This window comes from Streptomyces yamdrokensis, assembly GCF_053890455.1.
Genome location: NZ_CM132679.1, coordinates 4,399,273 through 4,419,737 on the forward strand (window position 1 = coordinate 4,399,273; position 20,465 = coordinate 4,419,737).

At 72.4% G+C, this 20,465-nt stretch carries 19 protein-coding genes; 7 read left to right on the top strand and 12 right to left on the bottom strand.

From position 1 onward, the window contains the following. Nucleotides 1-56: 56 nt before the first annotated feature. The 3 genes from ACWZEH_RS19580 to ACWZEH_RS19590 form a co-directional block, all read right to left on the bottom strand. Nucleotides 57-1,520, bottom strand: coding sequence for a DUF2637 domain-containing protein (locus ACWZEH_RS19580; protein ID WP_456192459.1), 1,464 nt, complete (start codon nucleotides 1,518-1,520; stop codon nucleotides 57-59). Nucleotides 1,521-1,648: 128 nt separating this feature from the next. Next, on the bottom strand, nucleotides 1,649-2,506 hold the full coding sequence (locus ACWZEH_RS19585; protein WP_456192460.1) for a DUF3558 family protein: 858 nt from the start codon (nucleotides 2,504-2,506) through the stop codon (nucleotides 1,649-1,651). Between the two features lie 119 nt (nucleotides 2,507-2,625). After that, on the bottom strand, nucleotides 2,626-3,528 hold the full coding sequence (locus ACWZEH_RS19590) for a DUF3558 domain-containing protein (protein ID WP_456192461.1): 903 nt from the start codon (nucleotides 3,526-3,528) through the stop codon (nucleotides 2,626-2,628). Between the two features lie 214 nt (nucleotides 3,529-3,742). On the opposite strand from ACWZEH_RS19590, the gene ACWZEH_RS19595 reads away from it, so the two are divergent. Beyond that, the gene (locus ACWZEH_RS19595) at nucleotides 3,743-4,936 is read left to right on the top strand and encodes an RtcB family protein (protein ID WP_456192462.1); all 1,194 of its coding nucleotides are present in this window, start codon (nucleotides 3,743-3,745) and stop codon (nucleotides 4,934-4,936) included. A gap of 43 nt (nucleotides 4,937-4,979) precedes the next feature. Here ACWZEH_RS19595 and ACWZEH_RS19600 read toward each other — a convergent pair whose 3' ends face one another. Then, on the bottom strand, nucleotides 4,980-5,756 hold the full coding sequence (locus ACWZEH_RS19600) for an SDR family NAD(P)-dependent oxidoreductase (RefSeq protein ID WP_456192463.1): 777 nt from the start codon (nucleotides 5,754-5,756) through the stop codon (nucleotides 4,980-4,982). Between the two features lie 128 nt (nucleotides 5,757-5,884). Then, the gene (locus ACWZEH_RS19605) at nucleotides 5,885-6,220 is read right to left on the bottom strand and encodes a YnfA family protein (protein WP_055573912.1); all 336 of its coding nucleotides are present in this window, start codon (nucleotides 6,218-6,220) and stop codon (nucleotides 5,885-5,887) included. A 95-nt stretch (nucleotides 6,221-6,315) separates the two neighbouring features. On the opposite strand from ACWZEH_RS19605, the gene ACWZEH_RS19610 reads away from it, so the two are divergent. From ACWZEH_RS19610 to ACWZEH_RS19630, 5 genes are all read left to right on the top strand, one after another. Beyond that, the gene (locus ACWZEH_RS19610; protein ID WP_456192464.1) at nucleotides 6,316-7,401 is read left to right on the top strand and encodes an LLM class flavin-dependent oxidoreductase; all 1,086 of its coding nucleotides are present in this window, start codon (nucleotides 6,316-6,318) and stop codon (nucleotides 7,399-7,401) included. After that, nucleotides 7,398-8,084 (top strand): CE1759 family FMN reductase, encoded by a 687-nt coding sequence (locus ACWZEH_RS19615; protein ID WP_456192465.1) that lies wholly within the window; start codon nucleotides 7,398-7,400, stop codon nucleotides 8,082-8,084. Before ACWZEH_RS19610 ends, ACWZEH_RS19615 begins: the two co-directional genes overlap by 4 nt. 194 nt (nucleotides 8,085-8,278) lie before the next feature. Next, the gene (locus ACWZEH_RS19620; RefSeq protein WP_456199699.1) at nucleotides 8,279-9,043 is read left to right on the top strand and encodes a response regulator transcription factor; all 765 of its coding nucleotides are present in this window, start codon (nucleotides 8,279-8,281) and stop codon (nucleotides 9,041-9,043) included. A 96-nt stretch (nucleotides 9,044-9,139) separates the two neighbouring features. Then, the gene (locus tag ACWZEH_RS19625) at nucleotides 9,140-10,552 is read left to right on the top strand and encodes a HAMP domain-containing sensor histidine kinase (RefSeq protein WP_456199701.1); all 1,413 of its coding nucleotides are present in this window, start codon (nucleotides 9,140-9,142) and stop codon (nucleotides 10,550-10,552) included. Between the two features lie 300 nt (nucleotides 10,553-10,852). Beyond that, nucleotides 10,853-12,577, top strand: coding sequence for a sigma-70 family RNA polymerase sigma factor (locus ACWZEH_RS19630; protein WP_456199703.1), 1,725 nt, complete (start codon nucleotides 10,853-10,855; stop codon nucleotides 12,575-12,577). Between the two features lie 24 nt (nucleotides 12,578-12,601). Here ACWZEH_RS19630 and ACWZEH_RS19635 read toward each other — a convergent pair whose 3' ends face one another. Together ACWZEH_RS19635 and ACWZEH_RS19640 are read right to left on the bottom strand one after the other, a co-directional pair. After that, nucleotides 12,602-13,201, bottom strand: a complete 600-nt coding sequence (locus tag ACWZEH_RS19635) for a helix-turn-helix domain-containing protein (RefSeq protein WP_456192466.1) — start codon at nucleotides 13,199-13,201, stop codon at nucleotides 12,602-12,604. Nucleotides 13,202-13,212: 11 nt separating this feature from the next. Further along, the gene (locus ACWZEH_RS19640; protein ID WP_456192467.1) at nucleotides 13,213-14,427 is read right to left on the bottom strand and encodes a PP2C family protein-serine/threonine phosphatase; all 1,215 of its coding nucleotides are present in this window, start codon (nucleotides 14,425-14,427) and stop codon (nucleotides 13,213-13,215) included. A gap of 437 nt (nucleotides 14,428-14,864) precedes the next feature. Between ACWZEH_RS19640 and ACWZEH_RS19645 the strand changes: the two genes are divergently transcribed. After that, a complete protein-coding gene (locus ACWZEH_RS19645) occupies nucleotides 14,865-15,551 on the top strand; it encodes a hemerythrin domain-containing protein (protein ID WP_456192468.1) in 687 nt (228 codons plus the stop codon). A gap of 106 nt (nucleotides 15,552-15,657) precedes the next feature. Here ACWZEH_RS19645 and ACWZEH_RS19650 read toward each other — a convergent pair whose 3' ends face one another. The 5 genes from ACWZEH_RS19650 to ACWZEH_RS19670 form a co-directional block, all read right to left on the bottom strand. Next, entirely contained in the window at nucleotides 15,658-16,755 is a 1,098-nt protein-coding gene (locus ACWZEH_RS19650) for a carboxylate-amine ligase (RefSeq protein WP_456192469.1), read from the bottom strand. Nucleotides 16,756-16,989: 234 nt separating this feature from the next. Further along, nucleotides 16,990-17,817: a cytochrome c oxidase assembly protein gene (locus ACWZEH_RS19655; RefSeq protein WP_456192470.1), complete on the bottom strand. Its 828-nt coding sequence runs from the start codon at nucleotides 17,815-17,817 to the stop codon at nucleotides 16,990-16,992. Then, nucleotides 17,814-18,206, bottom strand: coding sequence for a DUF2243 domain-containing protein (locus ACWZEH_RS19660; protein WP_456199705.1), 393 nt, complete (start codon nucleotides 18,204-18,206; stop codon nucleotides 17,814-17,816). Before ACWZEH_RS19660 ends, ACWZEH_RS19655 begins: the two co-directional genes overlap by 4 nt. Before the next feature lie 285 nt (nucleotides 18,207-18,491). Next, on the bottom strand, nucleotides 18,492-19,082 hold the full coding sequence (locus ACWZEH_RS19665) for a hemerythrin domain-containing protein (RefSeq protein ID WP_456192471.1): 591 nt from the start codon (nucleotides 19,080-19,082) through the stop codon (nucleotides 18,492-18,494). Nucleotides 19,083-19,094: 12 nt separating this feature from the next. Continuing rightward, the gene (locus ACWZEH_RS19670; RefSeq protein ID WP_456192472.1) at nucleotides 19,095-20,294 is read right to left on the bottom strand and encodes a hypothetical protein; all 1,200 of its coding nucleotides are present in this window, start codon (nucleotides 20,292-20,294) and stop codon (nucleotides 19,095-19,097) included. Nucleotides 20,295-20,465 lie beyond the last annotated feature (171 nt).

The window sequence follows — 20,465 nt, forward strand, 5'->3', positions numbered from 1 at the left end:
TCCTCGTACGCGATTTCTCGTATGCGATACACATGCGTACCTCCGCGCGGTGCGGGTCACGCGATGTGGTCTTCCTCCAGCTCGGCGGAGTGGCGGTTCTGGAAGTCGAGGACCATCCGCTTGGCCTCGGCGTCCAGCAGGGAGTGGCCGTACGTCGCCCGGACGTTGTCGCCGAACTCGCGCGGAGTCGGGTAGCCGCTGCCGCTTATCGACTGCTTGAAGACCTGGTAGTAGCCGTCGTCGTCCGGGGCCGGGGGCTCCGGAGTGCCGCCGCCCTCGCCCAGCTCACGGGTGCGGCCGGGGCCCACCGGGATGGGAAAGGTGCCGGTGTCCTCCGGGGACGGCTCCCGCACCGGGGGTGCCTCCTCGAACTGCCCGCGGTACTGGTCGGCCCGCTCCTGCTCCGCCACCCACGCGGCGTACTGCGGGTCGTCGGCGGGATCGTAGGTGGGGTCGTAGCCGCCGTGGTACTCGACGGACTGCGGGTCCCGGGCCTGCAGCCACAGGTTCTGGTCCGGGTCGGGCTGCTGCTGCTCGTACGGGGGCACGGCCTCCGCGTCCGGTACGTCCCGGGGACGGCGGGCGGCGCGGGCATCGCGAGGGTCGCGGAAGGCCTGGGGGGCCTGTGCGTCGCGGTGGGCCTCGTCGTACGCGCCGCCGTCGCCCTCGTCATCGAAGGCGTCGTGGTGGCCGCGGTCGCCGGGGCCGCCCGTCAGCTCGGGGCGCTGCTCGGCGGAGGGTGCCGCCTTCCGCAGGGAGAGCGCCGGTGCCCCGGCGGCCGGACCGTCCACGCCGGCCCGGTGCTCGGGGGCCGGCGGGATCAGCGCCGGTTCGATGCCGGCCGCCGCCAGACCCGCCGGTGCCGTCTCCGCGAGGGGGACGCCGAACTTGGCCAGGCGCAGCGGCATCAGGGACTCCACCGGGGCCTTGCGGCGCCAGCCCCGGCCGAAGCGGGAGCGCATGCGGGCCTGGTAGACGAGACGTTCCTGCTCCAGCTTGATGACCTGGTCGTAGGAACGCAGTTCCCACAGCTTCATCCGCCGCCACAGCAGGAACGTGGGTATCGGCGAGAGCAGCCACCGGGTGAGGCGCACGCCCTCCATGTGCTTGTCCGCGGTGATGTCGGCGATCCGGCCGACCGCGTGCCGGGCCGCCTCCACGGACACCACGAACAGGATGGGGATCACACTGTGCATACCCACGCCGAGCGGATCCGGCCAGGCCGCCGCGCCGTTGAAGGCGATCGTCGCCGCCGTCAGCAGCCACGCCGTCTGACGCAGCAGAGGGAAGGGGATGCGGATCCAGGTCAGCAGCAGATCCAGGGCCAGCAGGACGCAGATGCCCGCGTCGATACCGATCGGGAACACGTAGCTGAAGTTGCCGAAACCCTTCTGCAGGGCCAGTTCGCGGACGGCCGCGTACGACCCCGCGAAGCCGATGCCGGCGATGACCACGGCTCCGGCGACGACCACGCCGATGAGAATCCGGTGCGTCCGTGTCAGCTGAATGGGCGCTGCCACCCGTACTCCCCTCCTCAAGCGCGTTGTTGCGGGCAACAGAGTGGCACATGTGTGCGGAGGACGAGTGGCCGGTTCCGTATCGGAGCTTCACCACGCGTCTTCGCGCACGTCGCCGTGGCCGCCCGGCCTCAGTCCCCGGACGGCGCCGGGGAGGACGCCGGCTCCGACGGCGAAGCGCTCCCGCCGGACCCGGAGCCGGAGCCGGACCCGCCCTCGTCCTTGCCGTCCTTGCCGTCCTTGCCGTCCTTGCCGTCCTTGGATCCGGTCACGGTCGTCACCGCTTCCTTCGCCGCCTTCTGCGCGTCCTTCATCAGGTCGTCGGCGCTCGGCGTCTTGTCGCCGGCGAGACCCGCCCCGTTGTAGTCGAGGGTGATGACCACGTTCTCGACGCGGGTCACGACCGTCTGCTGCTTGAAGGTGCCTTCCTTCTTCTTCAGGTCGTAGCGCACGGCCGTCGCCTCGTCGCCGGTGCCCGTGACCGGCTCCGCCTTCGTGCCCTTGGCCCCCTCGGCGGCCTGGACGTCCTCGACCTGCTTGTCGTAGTACTCCTTGGCCAGTTCGTCGCCCGCGCCACGCGTGGTGTCCGACTCGAAACGCAGCATCGACACGCTCAGCCAGCGGAACTGCGAACCGTCCACACCGTTGTTGGCGAGACTGTCCCAGGAGCAGCCGGCCCGCGTCGAGATGTCGTCGGACTGGCTCTCCTTGCCCGACTTGGCCTTCGGGACGAGGTCGTCCAGGGTCTTCCCGGACAGGACGTCGCACGCGTCCGGCAGGTCCTTGTACACCGCCGCCCGCACCGTCGGGGACGGGCTCGCGGACGCCGACGCCGAGCTGTCGGCGGCCTTGTCCTTGCCGTCGTCGGAGCCGGAGTCCGAGGAGCAGCCCGCGACGATCAGCATCGCCGGGACGGCCGTCGCGCCGGCAAGGACGCGGTGGAGGCGCTTCGCTCGCTGTGCTCGTCGTTGCATGGTTCCTTCACTCATGACGCTGGTGTTCCCTGCGGTCAAAACGGGGGCCGAGGGGTCACGGTACGCGGTGAGTCATCCGTGCGGTCTTCCTTCGGATGCTCTGCGCAGGGCCGTGAAGGAGGTATGCGCGAGGCTCAGCCACCCAGCGAATCGGCCAGCAGGGACGCCAGTTTCCGCGCCCTGTCCTGCATTTCCTCGCTGTCCGGGACGGCGCCGGCGGTCGTCGGCTGCTCCGTGTACTCGATCGTCACGATCACGTTGGACGTGCGGAACGCCACAGTCACCGTGAGCTGTTTGACGGTCGATCCGGAGCTGCTCAGCTCGTCGTCGATGAAGGCCTCGTCGCCGAACCCGTTCAGGAGACGGGGCTGGAGGTCGGCGGGCGGGACGGCCGGCGACGGGGAGCCGGAGGTCTCGGACGTCCCGGTGGACGACGGGGAGCCGGAGTCGGAAGAACCGGAGGGATCGGGGGAGTCGGAGGCGTCGGTCGAAGGGGACCCGGACGCGTCCGGGCCGGCGGACGCGCCGCCCTCCTCGACGGCGCCGTCGTCGTCCGTGCCCGCGGAACCGGACCCGGTGGCCGTCGGCTCCGGAAGGTCGGCCGCCTCCTGCTTCGTCGCGAAGAGCTCCCCGGCCTGGCTGTCGTCGCTGACGGCGTTGTCGTAGGAGACGACCCGCTCGAAGTCGATCACCAGACGGTTGGTCGCGTCGGCCGACTCCACCTTCCAGCCGCAGCCCACCTTGCGGTCGGTGTCGTAGGTGAGCGTCGGCTCGCCCTCGTACGCCTTCGTCCGCTGGGCCTCGTCGGCCATCTCCCCGATGCCGGGCAGGAGTTGGCCGAGCGTCTCGGCGCCGACCGCGCCGCAGGGCTCCGGAAGCGTGGCGTACCTGCCGGGCTGGGCCGCCTGCGACGCCGTACCGGCGCTGCCCGGGTTGGAGTTGTCCGACTGGCTCCCGTCGCCCGAACTGCCGGTGCATCCGGCCAGCAGGGCCGCGAGGAGCGCGGCGACGCCGGGTACGTAGGCCCTCCGCTGCACGGCCGGGCTCCTCTCGACGGTGGGCGCGGGCCTCGGCCCGCCGGGTCTACCAGTGTCCCCGCTGGTTAATCGTTTGCCGCACGGGGGCACCCCCGGCAGACAATGTGTATCGCACGTACCGCCGTGAACGCCGGTCCGAAGTCCCTTTCGTCGACCCTGGCATCGGTTTTTGCGCTTTCACACTTCTGTTGCTTTTCGGGGGAATGAGGAAAACATGTCGTACGTGGAAATGCCGGGCGCGAAGGTGCCGATCCGCATGTGGACGGACCCGGCGTCGGTGGAGGAGGTCGCCCTCCAGCAGTTGCGGAACGTGGCGACCCTGCCCTGGATCAAGGGCCTCGCCGTGATGCCGGACGTGCACTACGGCAAGGGTGCGACGGTCGGGTCGGTCATCGCGATGCGGGGCGCGGTGTGCCCGGCGGCGGTGGGGGTCGACATCGGCTGCGGAATGTCGGCGGTCAGGACGTCCCTGACGGCGAACGACCTGCCGGGCGACCTGTCCCGGCTGCGCTCGAAGGTCGAGCAGGTGATCCCGGTCGGGCGCGGGATGCACGACACCCCCGTGGACCCGGGCCGCCTGCACGGTTTCGCGACCGGCGGCTGGGACGACTTCTGGGGACGCTTCGACGGCGTGGCGGAAGCGGTCAAGTTCCGCCACGAGAGGGCCGGAAAGCAGATGGGAACGCTCGGCGGCGGCAATCATTTCGTCGAAATCTGCACGGACACGACCGGTTCGGTCTGGCTGATGCTGCACTCCGGTTCCCGGAACATCGGCAAGGAACTCGCCGAGCACCACATCGGCGTGGCTCGGGAGCTTCCGCACAACCAGGGCCTGGTCGACCGTGACCTCGCCGTCTTCGTGGCGGACACCCCGCAGATGGCGGCGTACCGGAACGACCTGTTCTGGGCGCAGGAGTACGCGAAGCGGAACCGTTCGATCATGATGGCGTTGCTGAAGGACGTCGTCCGCAAGGAGTTCAAGAAGGCGAAGCCGACCTTCGAGACGGAGATCAGCGCGCACCACAACTACGTGGCCGAGGAGCGCTACGACGGCATGGACCTGCTCGTCACCCGCAAGGGGGCGATCCGCGCGGGCTCCGGCGAGTTCGGGATCATCCCGGGCTCCATGGGCACGGGTTCGTACATCGTCAAGGGCCTCGGGAACGCCGCCTCCTTCAACTCGGCGTCCCACGGGGCCGGCCGCCGCATGAGCCGCAACGCGGCGAAGCGGCGTTTCTCGACCAAGGACCTGGAGGAGCAGACGCGGGGCGTGGAGTGCCGCAAGGACTCCGGTGTCGTGGACGAGATCCCGGGCGCGTACAAGCCGATCGAGCAGGTCATCGACCAGCAGCGGGACCTCGTGGAGGTCGTCGCGAAGCTGAAGCAGGTCGTCTGCGTGAAGGGCTGAGCGGGTCCGGTCGGGTCCGGTCGGGTCCGGCCGGACCCGACCGTCAGTGCTCCCGGTGGACCTTGCTGTTCGACGCCTGGGCGCGGGGGCGGACGACCAGCAGGTCGATGTTGACGTGGCTCGGGCGGGTCACCGCCCAGGTGATGGTGTCGGCGACGTCCGCCGCGGTGAGGGGCTCGGCGACGCCCTCGTACACCTTGGCGGCCTTCGCCTCGTCGCCGCCGAAGCGGGTGAGGGCGAACTCGTCGGTCCTCACCATGCCGGGCGCGATCTCGATGACGCGGACGGGCCGGCCGACGATCTCGAGGCGCAGGGTCTCGGTGAGGACGTGGGCGCCGTGCTTGGCGGCGGCATAGCCGGCGCCGCCCTCGTAGGTGGCGTGCCCGGCCGTCGAGGACACGACGACGACCGTGCCGTCACCGCTCGCCTCCAGCTTGGGCAGCAGGGCCTGGGTGAGGTGCAGGGTGCCGATGACGTTCGTCTCGTACATCCGGCGCCAGTCCTCGGGGTCGCCGGTCGCGACCGGGTCGGCGCCCAGCGCCCCGCCGGCGTTGTTGACCAGGACGCCGACGCTCCTGAACGCGGTGGCGAACTCGTCGACGGCCGCGCGGTCGGTGACGTCGAGCGGGTACGCGGTCGCCGCGTGGCCCGCCGCGTTCAGCTCCTCGGCGAGCGCCTCGATCCGGTCCTTGCGGCGGGCGGTGAGGACGACGCGGTAACCGGCCTCGGCGAGGCCGCGTGCCGTGGCGGCCCCGATCCCGCTGCTCGCGCCGGTGACGACGGCGATGCGCGACGCTGCGGACGGTGTTGCGGCGGCCATGGGGCTCCTCCGTGCGGGTGGCTGCGGTACCGGGCCCGGCCAGGATATGCGCGGGCGCCCGGGCCCTTTCGCCCGCCCGGGGTCCGGCCCCGGCCGGCCGCGGTCGGGCCTCTCGTCCGCCCGGCCGGTCAGCCGTTGCGCGGGGCCCACATGATCACGGCCATCCCGGCCAGGCAGATCAGCGCGCCCGCGATGTCCCAGCGGTCCGGGCGGTAACCGTCGGCGACCGCGCCCCACAGGAGCGAACCGGCGACGAAGATCCCCCCGTACGCGGCGAGGACGCGGCCGAAGTGCGCGTCGGGCTGGAAGGTCGCGACGAAGCCGTAGGCGCCGAGGGCGAGGACACCGCCGGCCGCCCACATCCAGCCGCGGTTGTCCCGTACGCCCTGCCAGACCAGCCAGGCGCCCCCGATCTCCAGGATCGCGGCGAGGACGAACAGCGCGGCGGAGCGGGCGATCAGCATGCGGGCAGCTTCGCACGCGGATTTCGGAATAACGGGGGCGGGGGACCCGTTCACCGATGTAGTTGAACCATGAACAATCTGGAGGGTGAGCGGTCATGCAGTTCGGGATCTTCAGCGTCGGCGACGTCACGCCCGACCCCACGACGGGGCGTACCCCCACCGAGCGCGAGCGGATCAAGGCCATGGTCGCCATCGCGCTGAAGGCCGAAGAAGTGGGCCTGGACGTGTTCGCCACCGGCGAGCACCACAACCCGCCGTTCGTGCCGTCCTCGCCGACGACCATGCTCGGCTACATCGCCGCGCGCACGGAGAGGCTGGTCCTCTCCACCTCGACCACCCTCATCACCACCAACGACCCGGTGAAGATCGCCGAGGACTTCGCCATGCTCCAGCACCTGGCCGACGGCCGGGTGGACGTGATGATGGGGCGCGGCAACACCGGGCCGGTCTACCCCTGGTTCGGCCAGGACATCCGCGAGGGCATCAACCTCGCCATCGAGAACTACGCCCTGCTGCGCCGCCTGTGGCGCGAGGACGTCGTCGACTGGGAGGGCAGGTTCCGCACCCCGCTGCAGGGCTTCACCTCCACGCCCCGCCCGCTGGACGACGTACCGCCGTTCGTCTGGCACGGGTCGATCCGCTCGCCCGAGATCGCCGAGCAGGCGGCCTACTACGGCGACGGCTTCTTCCACAACAACATCTTCTGGCCCGCCGACCACACCAAGCGGATGATCGAGCTGTACCGCGCCCGGTACGCGCACTACGGGCACGGAACGCCCGAGCAGGCCGTCGTCGGCCTCGGCGGCCAGGTGTTCATGCGGAAGAACTCGCAGGACGCGGTGCGCGAGTTCCGTCCGTACTTCGACGTCGCCCCCGTCTACGGGCACGGGCCCTCGCTGGAGGAGTTCACCCGGCAGACCCCGCTGACCGTGGGCTCCCCGCAGGAGGTCATCGAGAAGACGCTGTCCTTCCGTGACTACGCGGGCGACTACCAGCGCCAGCTGTTCCTCATGGACCACGCGGGGCTGCCGCTGAAGACCGTGCTCGAGCAGCTCGACCTGCTCGGCGGGGAAGTGGTGCCGGTGCTGCGCGAGGAGTTCGCGAAGGGCCGTCCGGCCGACGTGCCCGACGCGCCGACCCACTCCGCGCTGCTGGCCGGCCGGAAGGTGAGCACGGTATGAGCGTCGTCGTCGTGTCGGCCGGGCTGAGCATGCCGTCGTCCACCCGGCTGCTCGGGGAACGGCTGGCCGCCGCGGCCACCGGGCAGGCCCCGAAGGACGCGCGGGTGATCGAGCTGCGGGACCTCGCGGTCGACATCGCCCACAACTTCACCAGCGGCTTCCCCGCGCCGGCGCTCGCCGACGCGATGGACGCGGTGACCGGGGCGGACGGGCTGATCGTGGTCACGCCGGTGTTCTCGGCGTCGTACAGCGGGCTGTTCAAGTCGTTCTTCGACGTGCTCGGCGTACGGGACCGCCGGGCGCTGGCCGGCAAGCCGGTGCTGATCGCCGCGACCGGGGGCACGCCCCGGCACTCGCTGGTGCTGGAGCACGCCCTGCGGCCCCTCTTCGCCCACCTGCGCGCGGTCGTCGTCCCCACGGGGGTGTACGCCGCGTCCCAGGACTGGGGCGACAAGGGCCTGGACGCCCGGATCGAGCGGGCGGGAGGTGAGCTGGCCGCACTGACGGGCGCGCTGTCGGCCGCCTCCGGCGGTACGGACGGTGGCGGGGACAGCGGTACGGGCGGTGGTACGGGCGACGGCGCGATCGGTGCCCCGCACGGGGGCGCGGCCGGTGACACGTTCGACGCGCGCAACGTGGTGCCGTTCGAGGAGCAGCTGGCCGCGCTGCGGTCGGCGGGCTGAGCGCGGCGCGGGGGCACCGAACGTGCCCGGCGCGCCCGGCACGAAACTCCCGGCGGTCTTCCACGGACCGGGGCGGGAAGCCGGACCGCGGCAAGAAGCGGGAAGGCGGTCGGCGGGCCGCCGGCCGTTCGCCGGGGCGCGGCGGTGCTTGGCAGACTGGCCCCGTGCCCCCTACCGCGCCCCACACCCCCACCGTGCTGCTCGCCGAGGACGACCGTGCCATCCGCAACGCCCTCGAGCGCGCCCTGACCCTGGAGGGTTACCGGGTCACCGCGGTCGCCGACGGAGTCGAGGCGCTGGCGCAGGTCCACCGCAGCCGGCCCGACGTCCTCGTGCTCGACGTGATGATGCCCGGCCTCGACGGGCTCCAGGTGTGCCGGGTGCTGCGCGCCGAGGGCGACCGCACCCCCGTACTGATACTGACGGCGCTGGTGGAGACCGCCGACCGGATCGAGGGGCTGGACGCGGGCGCCGACGACTACGTCGTCAAGCCGTTCGACGTCGAGGAGGTCTTCGCCCGGCTGCGCGCCCTGCTGCGCCGGGTGCCGCCCGTCGCGCCCGTACCCGTCGGGCCGCCGGCCGAGGAGACGCGCTCCCCCGGTACGCCGCCGGGGGCACCCGAGGTACCGGGCGGGCGGCCGGACGCCCCCGCGGCGGGGCGCTTCGTCGAGGCGGCCGGGCTGCGCATGGACCCGCGGGCGCGCCGGGCCTGGCGGGGCCGGCGGGAGCTGGAGCTGACCCGCACCGAGTTCGAGCTGCTGGAACTGCTGCTGCGCAACGCGGGCGTCGTCCTCGACCACTCCACCATCTACGACCGCATCTGGGGCTACGACTTCGGCCCCGGTTCCAAGAACCTCGCCGTCTACGTCGGCTACCTGCGCCGCAAACTCGACGAGCCCGGCGCGCCGCAGCTGATCCACACGGTGCGCGGGGTGGGTTACGTGCTGCGGGAGGACTGAGTGGCACGCGGCACCTCCGATGCCCCGGGTACCTCGCGCACCCCGCGCACCTGGCGCACCCCACGCACCTCGCGCACTCCGGCCGGGCGGCGCCGGCTGCGGCTGCTGTCGCTCGGCACCAAGTTCGCGGTGGCGTTCGCCGCGGTGACGGCCACGATCACCGTCCTGGTGGGCCTCCTGTCGTACAGCGCCGCAGCCCGGCTGCTGCGGGTGGACCAGCAGATGGTGTTCGACGAGGTCGTGGAGGACCTGAGGGGCGCGGTCCGGGCGAACCGGATGTCGCCGGTCGACTTCTCCTCCGCCGCCCCCGGCCACGACCTGGTACGGCCCGCCCGGACGGACGTCCAGGTCCTCGGGCCGGACGGCCGGATCGTCGACCCGGGCGACCCGGGGCTGCCGGTGGTCGCCGCGGACCGCGCGGTCGCGGGCGCCGCCGTCGCCGGGCGGGTGGCCGTGCACGCGGACGTCGACGTCGGCGACGACGTCTACCGCGTCGCGACCGTCGCGCTGGGCGACGGCCGGGGCGCGGTGCAGGTCGCGCAGGAGTTCAGCGACATCGAGGACCTGTTGCGGACCCTCCAGCGGCGCACGCTCGTCCTGATGGTGGCGGTGGTGGTCGCGGCCGGTCTGTTCGGCTGGTGGCTGGCCCGGCGGATCACCCGCCGCCTGGTCGTCCTCACCACCGCCGCCGAGGACGTCGCCCGCACCCGCAGGCTCGGCATCCAGGTGCCCGTCGCCGGTCACGACGAGGTGGGGCGGCTCGGCCGCGCCTTCGACCGGATGCTCGGCCGGCTCGCCCAGTCCGAGGACGACCAGCGCCGGCTCGTCCAGGACGCGGGCCACGAACTGCGTACGCCGCTCACCTCGCTGCGGACCAATATCTCCCTGCTGCGCCGTATCGATGAGCTCCTGCCCGACGCCCGTGAGGAACTCGTCGCCGACCTCACGCAGGAGGCCCGTGAGCTGACCGACCTGGTCAACGAACTCGTCGAGCTCGCCGCGGGCCAGTCCGACACCGAACCGCCGTGCCGGGTCGACCTCGCCGTCATCGCCCGGGACGTGGCCGAACTGGCCCGGCGCCGGGGCGGCCGCGAGATCACCGTCCACGCGAGCGGCGACACCACGACCGACGGACGGCCCGGGATGCTGACGAGGGCGGTGTCCAACCTGGTCGAGAACGCCGTCAAGTTCGACCGGGACGGCACGGCGCCCATCGACATCACCGTCGCGGGGCCCGCGCGGCCGGGCACGGTACGGGTGGAGGTCCGCGACCGGGGGCCCGGCATCGCCGCGGGCGACCTGATCCGCGTCTTCGACCGCTTCTTCCGCGCCGCCGACGCCCGCTCCCTCCCCGGTTCGGGTCTCGGCCTCTCCATCGTCCGCGAGGTGGCCCTGGCCCACGGGGGCGCCCCGTACGCCGTCCGCCGGCCCGGCGGCGGCACGGTGATCGGCTTCACCGTGGGCGGCGGCCCGCTGCCGCATCCCGACGCCGGCGAACCGGGCCGGTGACCGGGTCCCCGCCTCCGCCTGTGTGCCCGCGCGGCGGACGGTGACGGCGCTCACAGCCACGCGCGGAGCCCTGTGCCACACTCGCCCCGCGGTGACCGAACGCACGTACGTACGTGGGGACTCGTGCGTACGGCTCGTGCGTACGGAACGACTCCCGCGCTTTTTGTTATCCGGCCCCCGGTGACGGCTCTCCTCCTGTGACAGGGCAGTACGGGCCAGGACCGAGAAGGAGCGTGGACGAGCGTGTCATCGAGCAGCGAACCCGGCGGGGAGACGGTCGAGGCGGCACGGCGCGGCGACATGCGGGCCCAGGACGAACTCGTCGCCGCCTACCTCCCGTTGGTCTACAACATCGTGGGCCGTGCTGTGAACGGGCACCCCGACGTCGAGGACGTGGTGCAGGAGACCATGCTCCGCGCCCTCGGCTCCCTCGGCTCGCTGAAGGACCCCGGGCGCTTCCGCTCCTGGCTGGTCGCCATCACCATGAACCAGATACGCCACCACTGGCGCAGCGAGAACAACAGCCTTTCGGGGCAGGTCTGTTCGGGCCTGCACGACGCGCACGACGTCGCCGATCCCGGTGCCGACTTCGTGGACCTGACGATCCTGCGGCTCGGCCTGGAGGGCCAGCGGCGCGAGGCCGCAGAGGCCACCCGCTGGCTGGACCCCGACGACCAGGCGCTGCTGTCGCTGTGGTGGCTGGAGGCGGCGGGCGAGCTGACCCGGGCGGAGGTCGCCGCCGCCCTGGAGCTGCCGCCGCAGCACACCGCGGTGCGCGTGCAGCGGATGAAGGCGCAGCTGGAGACGGCCCGGCTGGTGGTACGGGCGTTGTCCGCGCAGCCGCGCTGCGTCCTGCTGGACGACATCACCGCGGCCTGGGACGGCGTCCCCTCGGCCCTGTGGCGCAAGCGCATCGCCCGCCACGCCCGGGACTGCACGGTCTGCGCGGGCTTCCAGTCGGGGCTGGTCCCGGCGGAGGGCCTGCTGGTCGGGCTGGGTCTGGTGCCGGTGGCGGCGGGCCTGCTCGCCGCTCTCGGCGCCGGGCCGGCGAAGGCGGCGCCGATGTCCTTCGCGGGCCACGCGGCGGCGGGGCCGGGAGAGGCACCGGGGGCGTACGGGGACGCGCCGACGGAGTCGTACGGGGGCACGGGCGGCCCGGCGCCCGACGGCTCCCAGGCCGGGGCCCTCGGGACGGTGGAGGTGGGCCGGCGCCGTACGGACCGCGGTGCGGGCCGCCGGCCCGGCGGCCCCACGGGCAGCCGCGCGCAGAGCCGCGCACAAAGGCGGCGGAGCCGGAACATCACGGCCGTGGTCGCGGCGCTGCTGGTCACCGGCGGTGCGATATCCGGGTGGGCCCTCCTGACGCCGGACGGCGAAGCGGACAAGGTGCAGTCGGCCTCGGCGGGCGCCCCGAAAGCCACGGCATCGGATCCCTCGTCGCCGAAACCCTCCACCCCGGCCCCGCCCTCCGCTTCCGCTTCGTCCTCGGCCTCCGCCCCGCCGGACGCGTCGCGGGGGCCGAAGTCCTCGCCCACGCCGAGCGCCGGCACGTCCCGTACGAAGTCCGCCGCCCCGGCCCCCGCGCAGCCCGAGAGGACGACGACGCGCCCTCAGGCGGCACCGACCACCGGGTCCGCGCCCGCGGCCGCTCCGGGAGGCGGCAACGCCGCCGAGGTCCTGTCCCTCACCAACACCGAGCGGTCCAGGGCGGGCTGCTCACCGGTGACGCTCGACGACCGCCTGAACAAGGCGGCCCAGCTGCACAGCGAGGACATGTCCGCCAACGACTACTTCTCCCACACCGGTCAGAACGGCAGCAGTTTCGTCGACCGGGTCACCGCGCAGGGCCACCCGAGCCCGGGGGCCGAGAACATCGCCCGCGGCCAGAGCTCCGCCGAGAGCGTCATGGAGTCGTGGATGAACTCCGAGGGCCACCGCGCGAACATCCTCAACTGCTCCCTCACGACGATGGGCGTGGGCGTGGTCACGAGCGACTGGACGTGGACCCAGGTGTTCGGCCGCTGACCGGGTTCCCCGACGACCGCGTGCTCAGTGCGCGGACGGCGACAGGTGGGCGCGCTCGCCCTGAGGGCCGAACAGGGTGAGCAGTTCCGCGGGCCTGCTGTCGGCGCTGCCGATCCAGTGCGGCACGCGGGTGTCGAACTCGGCGGCCTCGCCGGGGCCGAGCCGGAGATCCTGCTCGCCGAGCACGAACCGGACGTGCCCGTTGAGGACGTAGAACCACTCGTGTCCCTCGTGGGTCTGCAGGTTCGTCGTGGGCGACCGGCCGGCGGGCGGGTGGACCACCTTGTAGGCCTGGACGCCTCCGGCTCGCCTGGTCAGCGGCACCACCGTCAACCCGTTCCGCTGCACGGGCCGTAGGTGGATGCGCGGGTCGCCGGTGAGCGGCGCCGCGACCAGGTCGTCGAGCGGGACGCCGTGCGCCCGGGCCGACGGCAGCAGTTGCTCCAGAGTGGGGCGGAGCCTTCCGTTCTCGAGGCGCGAGAGCGTGCTCGCCGTGAGACCGGTCTCGGTCGCCAGGCCGGCACGCCGGCCACGCCGGCATCCTCCGCGAGCGGATCGACGGCTCCACCGGCCGCCGACACCGGCGTGCGGCCCGCTCGTGGCCGTCGTCAGCAGGTACCTCACGATCAGGCACCTCACGGGATCAGCTCCTGCTGGTGACCGCCACGCCACTCCGTGAGAAGCACGGTGGCGTCGTCGTCGAGCGTGCCGTGATGATGGTCCAGCACCGCCGCCATGAGCCGGCGCAGCGTCTCGTGCAGGGTGTGCCGGCCCGAGTGCTGGCGGAGGATGAACTCGATGAACCGGTCCCGTCCGAACTCCCTGCCCCGGGCGTCACGGGCTTCGACGATGCCGTCGGTGTACAGCAGCAGGCGGTCACCGGGCTCCAGCTGCTCTCTGCACTCGGTCACCGGCAGCCCCAGATCGGCACCCATGGGTCCGGCCGGCCGGCAGGCCAGCTCCGTGGTCCACCGGTTGCCGCGCAGCAGGATGGGCAGGTGGTGGCCACGGTTGACCCACGTCAGCACGCCGGTCTCCATGTCGAGGTCGGCCAGGATGCCGGTGACGTAGCGCCTGCCGCCGAACTGTTCGAGGAGGGTCTCCTCCACCCGCCGGCTGGTCTCGGTCAGCGATGCGCCCTGGCGCCGGGCGTTGCGGCAGGCGGCCACGGCGACGTTGGCGGTGATCCCGGCGGTGGTGTCGTGGCCCATGGCGTCGAAAACGCCCAGATGGAGGGTGCTGCCGGCCACGGCGTAGTCGAAGGCGTCACCGCCCATCTGATAGGCGGGTTCCATCACCGCGCCCACGGTGACGTCATGACCGGCGTAGGCGGGCGGCGGGGTGAGGTTCCACTGCATCTCGGCCGCCACGTTCATCGGCTCGGTGCGCACCAGACGAGCGTAGGAGTCGCTGAAGGAACGCTTGCTCAGCAGCAGCAGGGCAGTCATCGACGCCCAGTCGCGCAGCGTCCGACGGACGGGCTCGTCGTCGGTGTCGGTGTCGGCCCGCAGCACCCCCAGGCGCTCCACACCGTCGGTGACGGCCACCCACCACCGGTGCCGTGAACCGTCATCCGCCCCGCCCTGTTCGGTGAGCAGGTCCACGCGCTGGTAGGCCAGGCCGGGCAGGCTTCCGGTGACGGTGAATTCCTGCCCGCCGTCTCCGGCGTCCACCCCCTTGCCGGTGATCTGGCGCAGCAGGGTCTCGCGGAGATCCACGACGAAGAGGGCCGTGTCCCGCAGGCCGGCCCCGTCCGCGTGCTCGGCGATCATCTCCGGAAGCTGTTCGAGGGTGGCCGTGTGACTCGCCTGCATCAGCCTCATCAGCGCTGCCGAGGATCTGTCGGCCATCACCACTCCTCTCGCCGAGCCGGTCGGGGGGAGCCGTCCGTACGCTGCGGCGCGATCCAGTGGAGCGCGAGCAGGCGCTTCGGTGGCGGCTACCCGCCATCGGACGGCATACGCACCCTCGGCGGCCACGGAGGGTGGATGCCCGGTCGAGCCCGCCGTCCCCGGACAAGGTGCCCTGACGGCGGCCGACGAACGGCACCGCGGCGAGGGCCGCCCGTGGGCCGCACCGGCGGGGGCGGCGGGGAGTCTCGTGGGCAGAGGAGGCAGAAAGGACGGAGTGAGGTGATGGACACCGCCCCTCGTGGGGACCCGGACTCCACGCACCGACCAGGAGTCGACATGAGCGGTTCCCACGGGGACGGGGGACGGGTCGAACCCCCGCTGGTGGACGGCACCGGTCCGGGCGCAGAGCACACCACCGCGGGGCAGGAGCGACCATGACCGTCTCGATCACCCATCAGGATGCCGCCGCGCTCGGAGGCGGCGGCAGCATTCTGATGCGCCAGCGCCGGGACCACGCGCGGCTCGACGCGATGATGAACCGCTGGCCGGCCGGCGGCGCCGCGGATGACGAGCCGGACGACCTGTGGCAGGACATCGTCCAGCTGGTGTTCAGCCATGCCTTCGCGGAGGAGACCGTCCTGTGGCCGGTCCTGCGCCGTCTGACTCCCCACGGTGAGGAACTCACCGGCCGGGTGGAAGAGGAGCACCAGGCGATCAACGACCTGATCGCACAGGTCGAGAAGTCGCCCGACGACCCCCGGCGAGCCCAGTGGATCCAGCAGGCGTTCACGCTCATCCGCCAGGACATCCGTGATGAGGAGGACGAGCTGCTGCCCCATCTGCGGGCCGCGTTCGGCGATCGCCGGTTGCGGCGCATCGGCGCCGTGTGGGAAGCGGTACGGGCAACCGCCCCGACCCGCCCCCATCCCGGAGTCCCCCGGCGCCCGCCGGGCAACGCCCTGCGAGGCGTCCCCCTCAGCGTCCTCGACCGGCTGCGCGACCTCACGCCGGGCAGCGGCCCCGCCGCCCGCCGCGCCTCCCTGGTGGTCTCCGGAGCCGCGGTGGCCGCGGGCGCCGTCGCACTGGCGGTCCGTGCCGCCCGTCGTCCGGCGCACGCCTGACACGTCGTCCGGCGCACGCCTGACATCCGACGGAGGTCTGTCCCGTCACCCCGCCCATGCTGTCCGGCGCCGTGCCACCGACCGCCGTCGCCGCCGCTCCCGGTGGTCAGGGCATGCCGCTGGCCTCGATGATCATGGCCGTGAGGGCGTCGGGGCCGCTCTCGGCCAGCGTCTGGCGCTGACGGTCCGCTCCCGTGCCCTGCTGCAGCAGCCGGTGGACCAGTGAGGTCACCTCGCGGCTGTCGCCGGTCTCCTCCAGGGCGGGGCCGACATGCTCCAGAAGTCCGTACACGGCGTCCCCCGCCCGCCGGCGCCGGCCGCGCGAATCGATCAGCTCACCGTTCAGTCCGTAGCGCGCGGCCTGCCACATCGCCGCGTCCACCAGTTCCGGAGCGGGATCCGGTTCCTCGACGCCGTCGGCCGTCTCGCGCAGGGCGGTGTCGACCAGGGCGCGCAGCAGCCCGGCGAACATCACCGCGTCGTCCGTGCGCAGCTGGACGTCGAGGCAGCGGATCTCGACGGTGGGGTAGTCCTCGGACAGACGTGCCTGCCAGTACAGCTGGCCGGTGTCGCCGATCACCCCGGCCGTCAGCAGACGGCGTACCCGTGCGTCGTAATCCGTGTCGTCGGCGAAGCGCGGCGGGACGCCACTGACCGGCCAGCGGCCGAAGACGACGGTGCGCCAGCTGGCGAAGCCGGTGTCGTTGCCCTCCCACAGGGGGGAGTTCGCCGACATGGCGGTCAGGAGCGGCAGCCAGACGCGGATCCGGTTCAGTACCTGGACGCCGACGTCCCGGCCGGGGACGGAGACGTGGACGTGCATGCCGTTGACCAGTTGCTCGGCCACCAGCTGCGGGGCCTGCTGCTGGAGGGCCCGGTAGCGGGCCTGGTCGGTGACGGGCACCGGCAGTGCCTCGCGCAGCGGCGGCGTGCCGCTCGCCACGATCCGGCAGCCGTGTGCCTCCGCGGCCCCGGCCACGGCGTGCCGCAGACGCAGCAGATGTCCGCCGACCTCCTCCAGCGTGCCGCACACCGGGGTGGCCACTTCGATCTGCGCCTGCAACAGCTCCGACTGGATCTCCCGAGCGGTGACGAACGGCTTCACGCCGGCCGCGGCCCGCACCTTCTCCGCACGTGGAGCCAACCGGCCGGTGACCGGTTCCACCAGCATGTACTCCTCTTCCACACCGATGGTGGTGGTCATGACCGGCCTTTCGTCGCTGTCGCACGGCGCCTCCACGGTCGTGGAGGCGTTCCGGACCGGACGCCACCGCTGGGCACCCGGACCTAACGCCGTCTGCCCAGCGATGCTCGTGAGATGCCACTGGCGGGCCTGTTCAAACCTGGTGCGGCCAGCCCGCGTCCGCCATGGGCGCCCCGCGACCCGGCCCGGCCCCGGGTCCGGGAGCGGTGAACGCCGTGTGCGGGCGCCGGCGGGTCAGGAAGCCGGCCCCGCCCGCCCGGTGCTCCCGGTCGGCACGCGACCGCGCTCGGACCGGGCCGCACGCCGGGCCCGGCGCCGGCCGGTGGCCGCGTACCACTCGGCGGCGAGGGCCAGCGCGAGGACGACTTCGACCGCGTCCCCGCCGTAGTACATGACCTGCGCGCCGAGGCGCAGGTCGTGCGTCTCGAAGGAGGTGCCCGGCGGTCCGGTGGCATGGAGACTTTTGGCGAGGACGGCGTGGGCCGTCCCCGCGGCGAGCAGCGTCGTCGCCCGCAGGGACAGGCTCCACCGACGGCGGACGGGGTCGCGCTGGCAGACGGCGAAGGAGAAGAGCAGGCCCGCGACCAGCGCGTGCAGATCGAGGACACCGCTCAGGACGGGACGGTGGTGCGCGGCGGACAGCAGACCGGTGCGGTGGAGCACCCACAGCCCGCCGACGTCGACGGCCGCGGCCACCGGAGGAAACAGCGACCACGTGGCGAGGACCGAGTGCGCCGCGCGCAACAGCCCTCGGCGGAGGGCACCCGGAGGCAGCACGCGCAGGGCGAGGGTGAGGGGACGTGCGACCACGAACAGGACGGGGCCCGCCATGGCCACGAGCAGGTGACGGACCGCGTGGGCGGTGAACGGCCCGCCCGGCAGCCACCCGCACAGCCCCCAGACCAGCGCCACGCCCCCGGCGACGAAGGCGCAGTCCCGTCGCCACGGCCAGGCGTCGCCACGACGCCTCAGCGCGGCGGCGGCCAGGACGTACCCCACGCAGAGCGGGCCGCACACGAGGACGGCCGTCGTCGTGACGGCCGGAAGCGGGCCGGCCGTCACGACGACCGACGTCCCCGTCGCCCGGCACGGACGAGGACGCCCAGGCCGGCCAGGAGCAGGGCGAGGCCCGCCAGGTTCCACGCCCAGTCGTACGGGGTGAGGTCGACGCCGTAGCGGATCTGGTGCAGGCGCAGCAGTTTGTGGTCGACGACGCCGTCGAAGACCTGGAAGGCACCGAGTCCCAGGAAGAACCCGCCCCAGGCGTGTGCGGGCGCCAGGGCCCGGCGGCGCCGCAGGTCCGCGAGGAGGAAGAAGCCGGCGACCAGCGCCAGCAGCTCCGCGGTGTGCAGCAGACCGTCGGAGACCAGTCCCACGCCGGAGGTGGAGCGGTCGTAGAAGTGGTGCCAGTGCAGGATCTGGTGGAAGACGATCTCGTCCACGGCCGCCATGACGGCCGCGCCGATCAAGGCGCACACGAGCAGCGAGCGCCGGGGCTCGGGCCGTCCCGTGCTTCCTGGGTCCGCCCGGTGTTCACGGGTCCTCACGGTGTGCGTCCGCCTTTCCGAACGGGGCGGCTGCCGCTCGCCGTCCACCCCCGCGGAGCGCCGGGCGACGGCCCGCGCGAGGGCCGGCAGCCTGCCCCCGGGGACCGGACGTCGTGACCCGGCGCCCTCGTCCCGTGCCCGGGCCGACTCCGGCCGGCCCGGGCACGGGACGAGGGCGCCTTCGTGGGTTCAGTTCCTGCCCATGGCTTTGCGCACGGCGTCCTTGGTGCGGTCCATGAGGGCGGCGACGGGCCCGAGGGCCATGTTGGCAGCGCCCGATTCGACGCCCGGGTGGGGCCGGGTGGGTGCCATGGCCTCGGCGGCCTTGATGGCCTTGGCCATCGAGGCGAGGCCGGTGGTGTCGGTGCTGCGGCGGATGTGGGTGAACTCGTAGCGCTCCTCGGCCCGCGCGTGCTCCTGGACGTCCTGGCGCAGTGCCAGGAGCCGGGGCATGAACGTGGGGTCGTCGGTGTCCATCCCGTCGAGGGCCGCGAGGGTCTCCTTGGCCGCCCTCTCCTCGGCGAGGCGGTCCTCGACGACCTGCTCGCCGCCGGGGAAGCCGTGCCGGGCGAAGGGGTGGACGACCTCCTCCTCGGCGGTCTCGTGCACGGCCAGCAGGCGCACCAGGCGGCGGAAGGCGTCGCGGCGTTCTTCGCCGGTGGTGGCCTCGACCTCGTCGAAGAGGTTGCGGATGTCGCCGTGCTGACGCATCAGCAACGCGACCACGTCGTCGTCCTCGGCCCTGTCGTCCCCCGCGTGCGGGGTGTGCAGCTCGGACATCTCGGCTCCCCCCTACTTCTCGCGCTGAGCGGGGTCGGGGTGCTCGCCCTCGGACTGGAGCCGGTACTCGCGGCCGAACATCTCGTCGTGCTCCGTGATGACCCGGTCGCTCGGCGGCGCCTCCCCGCCGTGGATCCGCTCCTGCATCTGCTCGAACCGCTCGTGCGCCTCGCGCACGTAGCCGGCCCCGAGCGTGGTCAGGTCGATCTGGGTGTCCAGCAGCTCCCGGACGTAGTCCTTGTTCGGCTCGAAGGTCAGCACGTTGGGCAGCTCCGGGGCCAGCACCGAGGCGGGATCACGGCCGTCGTGCCGGCGCATCAGGTCACAGGCGGCGTGCAGGTGCTCCAGCTCCATGTTCAGGTGCAGCTCCCAGATGGCCTTCACCTTCGGGTCGCTCTCCTGCTCCATGAAGGAGTAGTACAGGTAGCACTCGTTGTACTCGTGGTTGACGAGCTGCTCCCACCACGTCTCACCGGGGTCCACGAGGGACTCGTAGTGCGTGACGTGCTCCTCCTCGATCAGCCCGATCTCCTGGTACAGCTGGCGGGCGATCGGCTCCATGTAGGTGGGGCCGGTGTTCATGTAGAAGTTCATGGTCTGCTGCTCCGTCGACATGATCGTCAGCGCGTGCAGCTTCGACAGCGGGTTTGTCTCGTCCTTGGCGTACGGGTCGCGGACGTTGTCGACCGGGTCGCGGTGCTGGAACCTGGTGGGCCGGCCGGGCATGACCTCGGTCAGGCCGTCGACGATCGACTCCGCCTTGCGGTGCTCGATCATCTCGTACAGGTTCGCGTACCGGTACAGGTGGTCGAAGTCCTCCAGCACACCGAACTGGTAGGCCTGCTTCAGGTACGGATCCGGCTCCATCCGCGCCACCCACGCCGTCAGGTCCACCGCGACCTGCTCGTAGGCGATCGTCGTCTCCAGCACCGACGACACGCCCGGAAGGAGCCAGTTGACCACCCTCTGCTGCTGCGCCTCGATGTAGCGCACCCGCGCCAGCTGCCGCTTGATCTCCGGGTCGACCGTGTGGCGGGCGAGGTGGTGGCTGAACATGATCGCCTCCACCTCGATGCCGTTCATCGTGATGATCCGGCAGCGGGTGTACGGGTCGCAGTGGTCCGGATCGATCGGCTCCACGTCCAGCTCACGCCAACTGCGCAGTTGGCGGTCGAGCGGGATACCCCGCTGCTCCAGCGGATTGAACGTCATGGGGGTGCCTCCTGGGGGCGAGGGGGGGCGCGCGTCGCCGGGGTATCCCGCTTCGGGCGACGGGTGCAGACCTGCTCCCCAGTCTGTTCACCATGGGCGCTTTCGGGCCACCGCTCACACCCGCAGGCAGGGTGGTTCCTCCTGACGGGTCAACCAGGCAGGCGGATGCCG

Bases quoted from the DNA above. Each gene is read 5' to 3' on its own strand.
- ACWZEH_RS19585 (WP_456192460.1), bottom strand. From the start codon at position 2,506: ATGAGTGAAGGAACCATGCAACGACGAGCACAGCGAGCGAAGCGCCTC.
- ACWZEH_RS19595 (WP_456192462.1), top strand. From the start codon at position 3,743: ATGTCGTACGTGGAAATGCCGGGCGCGAAGGTGCCGATCCGCATGTGG.
- ACWZEH_RS19600 (WP_456192463.1), bottom strand. From the start codon at position 5,756: ATGGCCGCCGCAACACCGTCCGCAGCGTCGCGCATCGCCGTCGTCACC.
- ACWZEH_RS19605 (WP_055573912.1), bottom strand. From the start codon at position 6,220: ATGCTGATCGCCCGCTCCGCCGCGCTGTTCGTCCTCGCCGCGATCCTG.
- ACWZEH_RS19610 (WP_456192464.1), top strand. From the start codon at position 6,316: ATGCAGTTCGGGATCTTCAGCGTCGGCGACGTCACGCCCGACCCCACG.
- ACWZEH_RS19615 (WP_456192465.1), top strand. From the start codon at position 7,398: ATGAGCGTCGTCGTCGTGTCGGCCGGGCTGAGCATGCCGTCGTCCACC.
- ACWZEH_RS19630 (WP_456199703.1), top strand. From the start codon at position 10,853: ATGCGGGCCCAGGACGAACTCGTCGCCGCCTACCTCCCGTTGGTCTAC.
- ACWZEH_RS19640 (WP_456192467.1), bottom strand. From the start codon at position 14,427: ATGGCCGACAGATCCTCGGCAGCGCTGATGAGGCTGATGCAGGCGAGT.
- ACWZEH_RS19645 (WP_456192468.1), top strand. From the start codon at position 14,865: ATGACCGTCTCGATCACCCATCAGGATGCCGCCGCGCTCGGAGGCGGC.
- ACWZEH_RS19650 (WP_456192469.1), bottom strand. From the start codon at position 16,755: ATGACCACCACCATCGGTGTGGAAGAGGAGTACATGCTGGTGGAACCG.
- ACWZEH_RS19660 (WP_456199705.1), bottom strand. From the start codon at position 18,206: ATGGCGGCCGTGGACGAGATCGTCTTCCACCAGATCCTGCACTGGCAC.
- ACWZEH_RS19665 (WP_456192471.1), bottom strand. From the start codon at position 19,082: ATGTCCGAGCTGCACACCCCGCACGCGGGGGACGACAGGGCCGAGGAC.
- ACWZEH_RS19670 (WP_456192472.1), bottom strand. From the start codon at position 20,294: ATGACGTTCAATCCGCTGGAGCAGCGGGGTATCCCGCTCGACCGCCAA.